This is a genomic window from Streptomyces sp. OR43 (assembly GCF_008042275.1).
In the GTDB taxonomy this organism is placed as follows: Bacteria; Actinomycetota; Actinomycetes; order Streptomycetales; family Streptomycetaceae; genus Streptomyces.
This window is the reverse complement of sequence record NZ_RDBK01000043.1, coordinates 1,078,570-1,091,137: the sequence shown is the minus strand read 5'-3', so window position 1 is coordinate 1,091,137 and position 12,568 is coordinate 1,078,570. Positions and strand designations below refer to the sequence as shown.

The 12,568-nt window shown below is 70.3% G+C and carries 12 protein-coding genes; 4 read left to right on the top strand and 8 right to left on the bottom strand.

What is annotated here, in order from left to right; translation table 11 throughout:
• Positions 1-21: 21 nt before the first annotated feature.
• Positions 22-1,113: a tyrosine-protein phosphatase gene (locus EAO72_RS23310; RefSeq protein ID WP_148019222.1), complete on the bottom strand. Its 1,092-nt coding sequence runs from the start codon at positions 1,111-1,113 to the stop codon at positions 22-24.
• Between the two features lie 320 nt (positions 1,114-1,433).
• The gene (locus tag EAO72_RS23305) at positions 1,434-1,940 is read right to left on the bottom strand and encodes a carboxymuconolactone decarboxylase family protein (RefSeq protein WP_148019221.1); all 507 of its coding nucleotides are present in this window, start codon (positions 1,938-1,940) and stop codon (positions 1,434-1,436) included.
• A gap of 210 nt (positions 1,941-2,150) precedes the next feature.
• Between EAO72_RS23305 and EAO72_RS23300 the strand changes: the two genes are divergently transcribed.
• Entirely contained in the window at positions 2,151-3,179 is a 1,029-nt protein-coding gene (locus EAO72_RS23300) for a S66 family peptidase (RefSeq protein ID WP_148019220.1), read from the top strand.
• Positions 3,180-3,206: 27 nt separating this feature from the next.
• Here the strand turns inward: EAO72_RS23300 and EAO72_RS43235 are convergent, their stop codons facing one another.
• Entirely contained in the window at positions 3,207-3,359 is a 153-nt protein-coding gene (locus EAO72_RS43235; protein ID WP_261991609.1) for a DUF397 domain-containing protein, read from the bottom strand.
• Between the two features lie 225 nt (positions 3,360-3,584).
• Between EAO72_RS43235 and EAO72_RS23290 the strand changes: the two genes are divergently transcribed.
• Positions 3,585-4,700, top strand: a complete 1,116-nt coding sequence (locus tag EAO72_RS23290; protein WP_148019218.1) for an ADP-ribosylglycohydrolase family protein — start codon at positions 3,585-3,587, stop codon at positions 4,698-4,700.
• A gap of 128 nt (positions 4,701-4,828) precedes the next feature.
• On the opposite strand, the gene EAO72_RS23285 is transcribed toward EAO72_RS23290, so the two are convergent.
• Positions 4,829-6,412, bottom strand: coding sequence for a sodium:solute symporter family protein (locus EAO72_RS23285; RefSeq protein WP_148019217.1), 1,584 nt, complete (start codon positions 6,410-6,412; stop codon positions 4,829-4,831).
• Between the two features lie 388 nt (positions 6,413-6,800).
• Entirely contained in the window at positions 6,801-7,583 is a 783-nt protein-coding gene (locus EAO72_RS23280; RefSeq protein ID WP_148019216.1) for an SDR family oxidoreductase, read from the bottom strand.
• Between the two features lie 79 nt (positions 7,584-7,662).
• Between EAO72_RS23280 and EAO72_RS23275 the strand changes: the two genes are divergently transcribed.
• Positions 7,663-8,532, top strand: a complete 870-nt coding sequence (locus EAO72_RS23275) for a hypothetical protein (RefSeq protein ID WP_187285184.1) — start codon at positions 7,663-7,665, stop codon at positions 8,530-8,532.
• 176 nt (positions 8,533-8,708) lie between these two features.
• On the opposite strand, the gene EAO72_RS23270 is transcribed toward EAO72_RS23275, so the two are convergent.
• The 3 genes from EAO72_RS23270 to EAO72_RS23260 all read right to left on the bottom strand — a co-directional run bounded on the left by EAO72_RS23270 (position 8,709) and on the right by EAO72_RS23260 (position 11,027).
• Positions 8,709-8,915: a DUF397 domain-containing protein gene (locus EAO72_RS23270; RefSeq protein WP_148019215.1), complete on the bottom strand. Its 207-nt coding sequence runs from the start codon at positions 8,913-8,915 to the stop codon at positions 8,709-8,711.
• Between the two features lie 242 nt (positions 8,916-9,157).
• Entirely contained in the window at positions 9,158-10,027 is an 870-nt protein-coding gene (locus EAO72_RS23265; RefSeq protein ID WP_148019214.1) for a helix-turn-helix domain-containing protein, read from the bottom strand.
• A 277-nt stretch (positions 10,028-10,304) separates the two neighbouring features.
• A complete protein-coding gene (locus EAO72_RS23260) occupies positions 10,305-11,027 on the bottom strand; it encodes a GOLPH3/VPS74 family protein (protein WP_148019213.1) in 723 nt (240 codons plus the stop codon).
• Between the two features lie 164 nt (positions 11,028-11,191).
• Here EAO72_RS23260 and EAO72_RS42135 point away from each other — a divergent pair.
• Positions 11,192-12,568 (top strand): MSCRAMM family adhesin (locus EAO72_RS42135; RefSeq protein WP_459112833.1); only part of this gene is annotated, 1,377 nt, incomplete at its 3' end.

Sequence of the window (12,568 nt, the reverse complement as noted above, 5' to 3'; positions counted from 1 at the left end):
GGCGCGGGAAGCTCCGTGGCGTCAGCCGACGAGCAGGTCCCGCTTCAGCGCGCGCACGTCCTTGGCGTCCAGGCCGAGTGCCTGCTTCTCGTACGCGCCGAACGAGCCGAACGTCTCGGAGACCTCCTGGAACCCTGAGTTCAGGTACGCGGCCCGGACGTCGAGCAGCGGCTTGTACACCGCGGCCTGCGCGGCCGGCATCGAGGCGAGTGCGGCCGCGTTCGCCTCGGCACGGTAGTCGTTGGAGGCGAGGTAGTCGGCCATCACGGTGGAGCGCGGGACCCCGAGGGCGGTCAGCAGGGCGGCGTTCGCCCAGCCCGTGCGGTCCTTGCCCGCCGTGCAGTGGAAGACGACAGCGCGGGCGCTGTCGTCGCCGATGCCGGAGAACACGGTGCGGTAGGCCTTCTTGGCGGTGGCGCCGCTGACCATGAACTTCTCGCCGCCGACCATCATGGCCTCGGCCTCGGCAGCGGTGCCCGGCATGGCCGTGAACGTCGGTGACCCTGCCAGCACGTCCGCGACGACATGCGTCGCACCGGCGGGGACCCGGTCCGGTGCGGCGTCGCGCTCCGACTCCATGCGCAGGTCGAACACCGTGGTGACGGCCAGCCGACGCAGCTTCGCCAGATCGGCGGACGTCAGCTTGTCGAGGGCGTCCGAGCGGTAGATCTCGCCCATCTTCACCCAGTGGCCGTCCGTGGTGCGGTAGCCGCCCGCGTCACGGAAGTTGACGGTGCCCTGGAGCTGGATCAGCCGGTCGGCGAGGTGCAGCGAGCCGCCGTGCTCGGGGACCAGGTCGAACCACTGGCGGTCGGCGGCGGGCAGCCCGCGCACGGTGACCTTGCCGGCGGAACCACCGGACGCGACGGTACGGCCGTTGGCCCGGACGGCGACGCGACGGGTGCCGGGGGCCTTCCACTCCACGGTGTACGAACCGTCTTCGTCGGCCGTGACCGTGGCCGCGGTGAACGGGATGCGCCCGTGGGAGGAGGCGTTGTCGTGCCCGGCGGGGGCGTGCGGGGCGGCGGCCGCGGCCGCCGGTACTGCGAGGCCCGCCAGGAGGGCCGCGGCCAGGGCGAAGGAGGAGGCCCTGACACGAGTCGTCTGCGTCATGCGTGCATGCTCGAAGGCCCGCACGTGGAGCGACACAACCCCGCGTGAACGGGGACCGAAGGCACGCCCAACAGCGCCTCTGCGGCGCAGAGCGCACGCGGCGGACCGGCAGCCGGCCGAACGGCCGCTGACCACCACCGCCTCCACCGCCTCCACCGCCGCCGAGCCGGCCGATCGGGCGCTTCACGGGCGCCGCGTCGACGCCGGCGCGACCGCCGGGGTGGGGGAACGCCGGCGGGCAGTCATCGCTCCGGACGGGCCGTGCGGCACGACAAGATGCCGCCGGCACAACAAGATGCCGCCCCCACCCCCCGGAGGCCTCACTTCCAGGGATCGCTGAACGACCGGCCCGGCACCGGCTTCGCGATGAGTGCCACGGGGCTGAAGAAGCCGACCTGGCCGATCGCGAACATCAGCGTGGCGAGCGCCTTGGGCTCATAGTGCTCGGCCGCCCGGGCGTACAGCTCGTCGGAGACCCTCTCGCCGCGCGCCGACGGCTGAAGCACCGCTTCCACCAGTGCCAGCGCGGCGCGCTCGGCAGCGGTGAAGTACGGCGAGTCCTGCCAGGACGCCACCGACGTGATCCGCTCCTCCGACTGCCCGCCCTTGCGCAGGAAGCCCGTGTGCAGAACGGTCAGATAGGTGCTGCCGACGATCTGCCCCGCGCGCAGGTGGACGAGACCGATCGTGGAGCGCGGTACGGAACCGTTGCCGGTGACCTTGAACAGCGCAGCCGAGACCTCCGCCAGTTCGGGGACCAGCTCCGCCGGGTCCTCGGACATCCGCGGCACCATCGGGATCTCTGCCGTGATCGAACGTGTCTCCATCGCCGTCTCCTTCGGTCATCAGGTTGCTTTCACTGACCTGACGGATCGCGGCAGAGGAGTGTGACCGACGAGCGGAAGCGACGGAGCGGGGCTCCCCGGCCTCCGGCCCAGGCGCGACGCGTGGCCGAACATCTGCCGTGTCGGCACCCGTCCGGAGATGCTCCGAAACAGCGTGGAAAGCACCGCGCCGGGCGTGCCAGGATCCGGCGCATGACAGTTCGATATCCGCACCCCCTGCGTCCCGGTGACCGCGTCGGCATCACCTCCCCTTCGAGTGGGGTCCCGGACGCCCTTCGCGCCCGCCTCGACGTGGCCATCCGTGAGGTGGAGGCGCGGGGCTACGAGGTGGTCGTCGGCCAGTGCATGGACGGCGCCGGTCATGTCAGTGCTCCTGCGGCCGACCGCGCCGCCGAGTTGATGGCCATGCTGACGGATCCCGGCGTCAGAGCGGTGGTGCCGCCCTGGGGCGGGGAGATGTCGATCGACCTGCTGCCCCTGCTCGACTGGGACCTGCTGCGTGCCGCCGAGCCGACCTGGCTGGTCGGTTTCTCCGACATGTCGACCGTCATGACGCCGCTCACCCTCCTCACCGGCGTAGCGACCCTGCACGGCAACAACCTGATGGACACGCCCTACAGGGCGCCCGAAGGACTCCTGTCCTGGCTCGACATCGCCGCCGCTCCGCAGGGGCACCCCTTCACGCAGTCCCCGCCCGACCGCCACCGCGCCACGGGCTGGGACGACTACCGGGCCCGGCCCGAGGTGAGCGAGTACACGCTCGATACGCCCGGCAGGTGGACCCGGCTGGACGCCGACGGTGAGGTGGAGGTCGAGGGGCGTCTGATCGGGGGGTGTATCGAGACCCTCTGCAACCTCACGGGAACCGGCTACCTCGACGTCTCCGCGTTCGCGCGTGCCCACGCCCCGGAAGGGCTCCTCGTCTATGTCGAAGCGGGCGGCGACGAGGCCCTCACCATCTGCAGAAACCTGCACGGGATGCGGCTGGCCGGCTTCTTCGACGCGGCGAACGCCGTCCTCGTCGGCCGGACCTCGGCACCCGACGCCGCCTCGCTCACCCAGCACGAAGCCGTGCTCGACGCGCTGGGCCCGCTGAACGTCCCGATCATCGCCGACGTCGAATGCGGCCATGTGCCGCCGTATCTGCCGATCGTCAACGGAGCGCGCGGCCGGGTCGTACACACGCCGGCCCGGAGCGAACTGACCCAGACGCTGGACTGACGCCCCGAGCCGACCGGCCGGCCGGTGTCAGCGCCTGGCCGCGTACTCCACGAACGCTGACCAGGCGTCCGGCCCGAAGACGAGCGCGGGCCCGGTGGGGGCCTTGCTGTCGCGGACCGGGACGAGGGCCGTGCCGGCGGACCGGGCGGTGGGGGAGCGGGCGGTGCGGTTCGCGCTCACCCGGGCGACGGAGTCGCTGGGCGACCTGCTGCGGATCGCGCACAGCCGGGGGCATCGGATGCAGCGGCAATCTGCGGAGAATGCCGCGCAAAACTGAACCGAACCAGCTACTCCGTACATACCGTTCCGCCCCCGTCGGCCCCGCCCCTGTTCGATTACAGTGCTGCGCAGTTACCGCACAGTCGCACACGGGAACGAAGCCGAGGACCGACGGGAAGGGGCACGGTGAGCTCAGCGACCACAGCTGTCTGGGGCCGTGCCGAGCAGCAGGACTTCCGCAGCCGGGTGCGCGGCGCACTGCTCGGCGGCGCCATCGGTGACGCGCTCGGCGCGGGCGTCGGCGGGCTCACGCTGGAGGAGATCCGGGAGGCCCACGGGGTCGACGGCGTCACCGACTTCGTCGCCGCGCACGGCGGGCGCGGCTGTGTCACCGCCGTCACCCAGCTCACCCTGTTCACCGTCGACGGGCTGATCCGCGCCCAGGTCCGACGCGACACCGGCGCCTGGCACCCGCCCACCGATGTGCACCAGGCGCATCTGCGCTGGGCCGCCACCCAGCACGACTGGGGGCCCGACGAGCGGCGCAAGGATAACGGCTGGCTCGCCGCGCAGGAGTGGCTCTACAGCCGCCGCGCCCCCACCCGGGAGTGCCTCGGCGGGTTCGGCGACACCGTCATGGGGACCCTCGACCGGCCCAAGTACCCCACCGCGCACGACTCGGCCGCGCTCACCCGCTCCGCCCCGTTCGGGCTGCTCGTGGGCTGGGAGCCGCAGCTCGTGTTCCAGTTGGCGGTCGAGTGCGCCGCCCAGACGCACGGCCATCCCATCGCCCTGCTCTCCGCCGGCGCCCTCGCCGTCATCGTGCACGGGCTGGCGCGCGGCGAGACGCTGGACGGCTCAGTGCAGCACGGGCTGGCCCTCCTCGCGGAGCGGCCGGGTCACGAACCCGTCACCGAGGCGCTCCAGCAGGCCCTCGGCACCGTGCGCCAGGGCATCCCGGGCCCCGCCCTCATCGAGTCGCTGGGCGCGACGGACTCGGCCGAGGAGGTCCTCGCCGTGGCCGTGTACTGCGCCCTGGTCGGCGAGGACATCCGGCACGGGCTGCGGCTGGCCGTGAACCACGGCGGGCCCTCCGCCGCCGCCGGGGCCCTGTGCGGGGCGCTGCTCGGCGCGCTGCACGGCGAGACCGCGCTGCCGCCCGCCTGGCTGGCCGAGCTGGAGGGGCGCGCCACGCTCCTCGAACTCGCCGACGACTTCGCCATGGAGATGACGCAGGGGCCCGCCCTCCACAGCCCGGCCGCCGCAGCCCCGGGCTGGCTGGCCCGCTACCCGCGCGGCTGAGCCTGCGGGGACGGGAGGCCGAGACCTCTCCCGTACAGGCCCCCCGGACAGGAAGGGGGCGGGCCGTCCGTACGGAAACCGCCGCGTCCGTACGTACCACCCGCCCCTGCCCCGTACAGCCGCAGGCGTCAGTCCTTCACGCCCTTGACGCCGTCAACGGCTGCCACGCCCTCGGGGCCGCCCTGGGCGGGCACGGTCGCACCGGCCAGGGAGCCGTCGCCGTCGTCCGAGTTGATCTGCTCGATGATCGCGTCGCGCTCCGGGGTGTCCTCCGGCTTGATGAAGCCGATGACGATGTAGAGCACCAGCGAGATCGCCAGCGGCAGTGCCACCTGGTACTGGAGGGCGACGTCCGTCTTCACCGAGCCGTCGAAGTTGTAGTTGGTGAAGTAGAACGCCAGCAGGCCCGCCGCCCAGCTGGTGAGTGCCGCCGTGGGTCCCGACTTACGGAACCGGCGCAGCAGACCCAGCATGAACGGGATCGCGATCGGACCCATCAGACCGGCGACCCACTTGATGACGACCGAGATGATGTCCTTGAACGTAGGCGAGTTGATCTGGGTCGCCAGCGCCATGGACAGGCCCAGGAAGCCGAGCGTGGACAGGCGCGCGGCCATCAGCCCCGCCCGGTCGGACCAGTTGCGGGCGGCCTTGGAGAAGACCGGCGCGATGTCACGGGTGAAGACCGCCGCGATGGCGTTGGCGTCCGAGGAGCACATCGCCATCGTGTGCGAGAAGAAGCCCACGATCACGAGGCCCAGCAGGCCGTGCGGCAGCAGCTGCTCGGTCATGAGGGCGTAGCTGTCCGAGGCGTCGGGCTTCTGCGCGTCCACGAGCAGCGGGGCGCACCACATCGGGAAGAACAGGACCGTCGGCCAGACCAGCCACAGGACGGCGGAGAGCCGTGCCGAGCGGGTCGCGGAGGCGGCGGAGTCCGTGGCCATGTAACGCTGGGCCTGGTTCCACATGCCGCCGTTGTACTCGAAGGTCTTGATGAACAGGTACGCCAGGAGGAAGGTCACGGTGTACGGGCCGGCCGTCGGCTCGGCGTGGCCCTCGGGCAGCTTGTCCCAGACCGTCCACAGGGTGCTGATGCCGTCGAGCTTGCTCATCGCGGCGACGAGCATCGCGATACCGGCGAACAGCTGGATGACGAACTGCCCCAGCTCGGTGAGCGCGTCGGCCCACAGGCCGCCGACCGTGCAGTAGATGGCGGTGATGATGCCGGTGATGAAGATGCCCTGGGTGAGCGTGATGCCGGTGAAGACGGACAGCAGGGTGGCGATGGCCGCCCACTTGGCGCCGACGTCCACGATCTTCAGCAGCAGACCGGACCAGGCGAGCGCCTGCTGGGTCTGGATGTTGTAGCGGTTCTTCAGGTATTCGAGCGGCGAGGCGACGTGCAGCCGCGAGCGCAGCCGGTTGAGCCGGGGAGCGAAGAGCTTGGCGCCGATCCCGATGCCGATGGCGATGGGAAGCGACCACGTCACGAAGGACGTGACGCCGTACTGGTACGCGATGCCGGCGTAGCCGGTGAACATCACCGCGCTGTAGCCGGACATGTGGTGCGAGATGCCGGAGAGCCACCACGGCATCTTGCCGCCGGCCGTGAAGAAGTCGCTGACGTTGTCGACACGCTTGTGGGACCAGAGCCCGATCGCGATCATCACGCCGAAGTAGCCGATGAGCACGACCCAGTCGAGACTGTTCATGTGCCCCCTCCTGGGGTCCGCCTTGTGAACGGGGTAGCACTTCGTCAGTACGGCCGTTCAGCGGCGCCCCCGTGCGGGAACGGGGACTTCGGGGATTGAACCGCCTGTTCGGTACCTCGGTCAAGGTCTTCAGCGGTCAGAGATGTGAACGCAAATCAGCAAGGCGAACGATTTTACTTGTTCTTGACCAACGAAAGCGTTGTCGTGCACGTGACGACGGCCACACGATGAGCGGGCACTTCGTCAGGCTGTGCAGAGAAACAAGGAACGGTCCAGGAGCGCCGAAGAGCACAGAAAGACCGCACGGGATGCGGGTCCCGTGCGGCCGAGAAGGAGGAGAACTGACCTTGCCGAACTTCCTGCGAAGCGTGCGGGCCGCGCCCGCCCGTCAGCGCATCAGCTCACCCGCGTTGACGAGCAGGGACTGCCCGGTGATCGCCCGCGCCCGGTCGGAGGCCAGGAAGACCGCGGCCTCCGCCACATCGCCGTCCGTCGCCAGCTCGGGCAGCGCCATGCGCTCCGAGAGCCTCCCCAGCACCTCGGACTCGGGCACCGCCTCGGTGTGCGCCGTGAACTGTACGTAGGCCTGCACCGGCGGCCCCCACATCCAGCCGGGCAGCACGGTGTTCACCCGGATCCGGTGCGGTCCGAACTCCCAGGCCATGGAGTACATCGCCGAGGTCAGCGCGCCCTTGGAGGCCGCGTACGCCGCCTGCCGCACCTGGGACGGCGCCGCCACCGCGGACTGCGTGCCGATGACGACGACCGAGCCGCCGCGCTCCTTGAGCGCGGGCAGGCAGGCGCGCGTCATCCGCAGGGTGCCGAGCAGGTTGACGTCGACGACCGCCTTCCAGGTGTCCAGGTCGGCGTCCTCGACGCCGCCGAAGTAGCTGTCCCAGGCGGCGACATGGACCACCGCGTCGATCCGCCCGAACCGCTCGACGGCCAGCGCCGCGAGCGCCTCGCACTGCGCCTCGTCGGTGATGTCGGTGGCCAGGTGTGCGGTGTGCAGACCCTCCGGATCGATCTCCGCCGCCGACTTGGCGAGATTGGCCGCGGTCCGCGCCCCGAGGACGGCGTTGCCTCCGTCGCGCACGACCGTGGCCGCGATTTGATGCCCCAGCCCGGCGCCCACCCCGGACACGATGACGGTCTTCCCCGCGAGCAACATCGGCGCCTCCCGACTCTGGAACTTCTTCTGACGGGGCGTCAGAGTAGGTCCCTCCGGCGGAGTACGGAAGGGGAACGGCATGGGTGAGGGAACGAGGCCCGAGGAAGTGCGGGGCGGCGGCACGCGAAGTGACACGTACGCCGAACTGGCCGCGCTGGGGCCGTACGGAGTCCATCCCGGCCACGCGCTGATCACCATGGTGGAACCGCACCCGGGCCATGAGTTCGCGTACAACCGATGGTACGAGGACGACCATTATTACGCCGGCGCGATGGCGATGCCCTGGATGTTCTCCGGGCGGCGCTGGGTGGCCACCCGGGAGCTCCAGGAGCTGCGCTACCCGGACACGTCCGCGATCGCGCAGCCGGTCGGCGCCGGCTGCTATCTGTCCACGTACTGGGTGACGGACGGGCGCTACGACGACCACATGAAGTGGACCGTCGGCATCAACAAGCGGCTGAACCGCGACGGCCGGGTCTACCAGGACCGCACCCACGTCTTCACGGCGTTCCAGGACCACGAGGCGACGGTCTACCGGGACGGGGCCGCGGGGCCCCGGGACTTCCACGCCCTGGACCACCCCTACCGCGGACTGGTCCTGGAGGTCATCGACGCCGAAGGGCCGGAGCAGCGGGCGGAGTTGCTGGAATGGCTGCGCTCCCGGCACCTGCCGAAGCGGCTGAGCGGGTCGCCCGCGGCGATGGTGACCGTGTTCCGCCCCACGCCGTTGCCGGGCGACCGGATGACCTATGTGAAGCAGGTCGAGGGCGTCGATACCCGGCTGACCCTGCTCTGGTTCCTCCAGGAGGATCCGCGTGCCTGCTGGGCGGAGCACTTCGCCGGGCTCGACGCGACGGTTGCGGAGTCGGGCCTGGGGCGGGTGGAGCTGGTGGCGCCGTTCATCCCGACCGTGCCGGGAACGGACCGGTACGTCGATCAGCTGCGCTGAATCGGCGGCGGGCGGCGCCGGCGGGTCGTGGTGCTGTGTGTGGCGGGTCGTGCCGTGCGGAGACCGGGCTCCCCGCAGTCGTGCGAGGAGCCCTCTCGGCCAGGACGGCGAACCGGACGAGAGGGCTACCGGCTGCACCTGAATCGGTGCGACGGTACGGCGTGAGGAAACATCGGTCAGGCGGTGACGGAGCCCTTGGCGACATCACGCACGAACGTGTTCCAGGCGCCGGGGACGAAGGTGAGTGAAGGGCCCTCGGGGGCCTTCGAGTCACGTACCGCAATCGCCTGCACGAGAGGGGACTTGACTTCGACGCAGGCGCCGTTGCCCCCGGAATACGAAGACTTCGTCCAGTTTTCCGTAGCACCCTGACGAATGGCCATGTTCACTCCGGTTCAGAGAGTTGTGTGAGCGCCAGCGGATTACCCGGTGGCGTGATCGACGCTACTCGCCAAGCTCCCCGAGTGAAGGGGCCGTTCACTCGACCGGATGGTATATACCATGCAGGTCTTCCGCTGTGAGGTGGCGACGGTGTACCGTGCCGTCGCCTCACTCGTAACATCACTTATTTCTCTCATAGCGGACTTTGTGGGCTGGCTGGTTTACCTGCCCGTCCAGTCGGAGTTCACCCCGCGTTCTCGCGGGTGTACTCCTTCGCGATCCGGTCGATGAAATCCCGGGTCTGCTCCACGTTCAGCGCCTGCGCCCTCAGGTGCTCGTACATGACGCTGTACCGCTGCACGTCGTTCGCCTTCTCCAGGTAGAGGTCGCTGGTGACGCCCTCGATATAGACGACGCTGGAATCCGCGGCGTCCGGGAATTCCAGAATGGCGTACTGCCCGTTGATGCCCGGGTGCGCCCCCATGTCGAACGGCAGTACCTGGACGGTCACATGCGGCAGGTGCGACAGCTCCACCAGTCGCTCCAGCTGCTCGATCATCACCTGCTTGCCGCCGACCAGCCGGCGCAGCGCGGACTCGTCGATGACGGCCCAGAGCCGCAGCGGGTGCTCGGCTGCGGTGATCCGGTCCTGGCGGCGCGAACGGACGCTGACGCGCTTGTCGATGTCCGACGGCGGGGCCTCCGGCAACGCACCGTTGATCAGCGCCTCGGCGTACTGCCGCGTCTGCAACAGGCCGGGGACCACCTGGGGTTCGTACACCCGCAGCGACTCGGCGTCGGTCTCCAGGCCGATGTAGACGCTGTACGGGATGTCGCCGAAGGCATGCCACCAGCCCTGCTGGCGGGAGTCCTTCGCCATCTGCATGAGCGAGTCGACGATCCGGACGTCCTCGACCTCGTACACCCCGCAGAGGTCGCGTACGTCGCGCTGGCTGATGGAGCGGCGGCCGTTCTCCAGGCGGCTGATCTTCGACTGCGAGACCAGCAGCCGCTCCGCCACCTCCTCGGCCGTCATGCCCTTGATCTCGCGCAGTCGGCGCAATTCCTGACCCAACCGGCGTCGCCTGACGGTGGGATTGACGTTGGACGGCACGGAAACGGCACCTCCGGCTATGTAGCTGTGCGTATCTACTGCTCAGCAGATTGCCACCCGCGGGCCCGGCCGCGCTGGAAAACGGCCACACGCAGCAACGCGGGGCAGCCGGTGGTACCGGCTGCCCCGCGCTTGGTGCGGCTCCCGAACCGGGTCTGTGGGGACGACGGCGCGGCGGTATTCGGTTGTTGCGGTCGTGCGTTGTGGTGCGTGGCGGTGCTCGGCGGTACAGGTACCGCCGGGTGGTGCGGGTGCTGCCTCGACGCCCCGGGCGGCCCTAGTGGGCCACGGTGTGCGCCATGCTGTCGCGGCGTGACTGCGACTGCACTTGCTGTTGCAACGGAACGCCGGCCGCCTGGTTGCGGCGCGGTTGTGCGACGGCCCCGTTCTGGACGTCCATGACGGCGTGCGCCACGAGACCGCCCATGGGGTCGTGTCTGATCAGGTCCCGGAGCCGGGAGCGCGACGAGCGCCCCTCGTTCCCGGGGTACAGGTGCTTGCCGAGTCCGACCGCGTGGGCCAGTGCGGCGAGCGCCGCGGTCCGCGGGTCCGGCGGTACGCCGGTGCGGATCGCACTGTCCAGCCGGGCTCTGATGTCCCGGCTGATCGCCGTGTCCGTCGCCTGGTAGCGAGTCGTCGGCAGCACTCCGCACATCTGGCCCGCCACGGCATGCACCATGCCGCACCGCTCCAGATGAGCGAGGTAAATCTGGCGGAGCCCCAGCCGGGGTCCGCCGATCCAGTGGACGGCCCGGACCGGGCTGCCGCGTCTGCGCAGCAGTTCCAGTGCGGAGTCCAGAGTCGGATCTCCTGTCGGCCGTGGCATCACCACGGCGATACGATCCCCATCAGGGGCTATCCGTCCTGCCAGAGCCAGCTCTACTAGCTGTGCCCCGGCCAGGCCGAGGTCGAGCGACTGCGGCTGCGCTGTGGTACCCGTGGTCGGGTCCAGAGCGAGCAGCAGAAGCTCCTCCGGAATTGTTCTGCGGCTCCTGCCCATCCATGCCTCCCCGCGTGGATGAGTGACAGGGTGACCCCTCTCACATCTGTCTGTCGAGGGTGCCTGGGTGCTTTACACGGGAACCAGTAGGTATGTCGTTCTCGTCTAGCAGCCCGGCCAAGGGTTCACACGGGACACTGGTAGATGGTTCGGACAGCGCGGGGATGTCCCCGCGCCGCATGGAGGAGGCATCGGTGGCGGGCGAGTCCCCCGACAAGTCGGAGCAGCAGAAGTCGTCGGGAACGACTCGGAGCGAGACCGATCCGCGTCTTGCCGTGTTCCGTGAACCCGCCTCCCCGGTGGAGTCCGGAGGCGGTACGGACACGGCGACGGCTGTTTTCCGCACGCAGCGGTCCGAGCCGGAGGAGCGGGACGGCGCGGGTGCCGTCGAGGGCGCTGAGGGCGCCGATGTCAGTGATGCCGGTGATGTCAGTGATGCCGGTGATGTGGAGGGGGCCGGTGTCGTCGATGGTGATGCCACCGCCGACGACGAGTCCGCTGACACGTCCGATGGCGCGTCGGGTTCGGACGACTCCGCCGGGGACGACTCCGCCGGGGACGACTCCGCTTCGGACGGCTCCGAGGAGTCGGATGCGGTGACTGCGCAGGAGTCCGAGGCCGGCGAGGGCGCCGAAGGGGCCACGGAGGCCGCGGAAGGCGCTGAGAGCCCGGTGGAGGCCCCCGAGGCGGGTACGGACGCTGCGGAGGCGCGGGCGGAGTCCGAGGAGCCTGTGGAGGCTGTGGAGCCTTCCGAGTCCGAGGAGGAGTCCGAGGAGTCCGCGAAGGGCCAGTCCGTCGGGCCCGCGGAAGCCGCGAAGGGCGAGCCGGACGAAGCCTCGGCCGAGGCCGTCGAGCCCGAGGAGGGCGATGCGCGGCTGCGTGCCGCCGTGGCCGCGTGGGTGTCCAAGGACGAGGACGCGGCCGCCGATGCCGCCGCGGAGCCGGACGAGTCCGAGGTGCCTGAGGAGCCCGGGGAGCCTTCGGCGCCGGACGCTGAAGACGCGGCGTCCGAAGACGGAACGGCGCCGGCCGACAACGCCGACACCTCCGATTCCGGCGCAGACACCGGCGCCGCCGAAACCGACACCGACGACGCCCCCGGCACCCCCGCCTCCGACGTGCGCGTTCCCCGGACCCGCGAGGAGTCGGACGAAGAGGCGCAGCCCGCCGCGGACACGCGAGGAATCGATCAGGCGACGGCCGTCTTCAAGGCGCCGAGGCTGCCCCGCGTCGACCAGCCGACGACCGCGCTGAAGATCACCCCGCCGCCGGCGGAGCAGAAGCCGAAGCCCGGCCCCGAGACCGGGTCGAGGCCGGAGGCCCCTGCCGAGCGGACCAGCAAGTTCGTGAAGCTGCGTGCGGAAAACAGCCGTCGCCGTGTCCGTACCGCCTCCGGACTCCACCGGGGAGGCGGGTTCACGGAACACGGCAAGACGCGGATCGGTCTCGCTCCGAGTCGTTCCCGACGACTTCTGCTGCTCCGACTTGTCGGGGGACTCGCCCGCCACCGATGCCTCCTCCATGCGGCGCGGGGACATCCC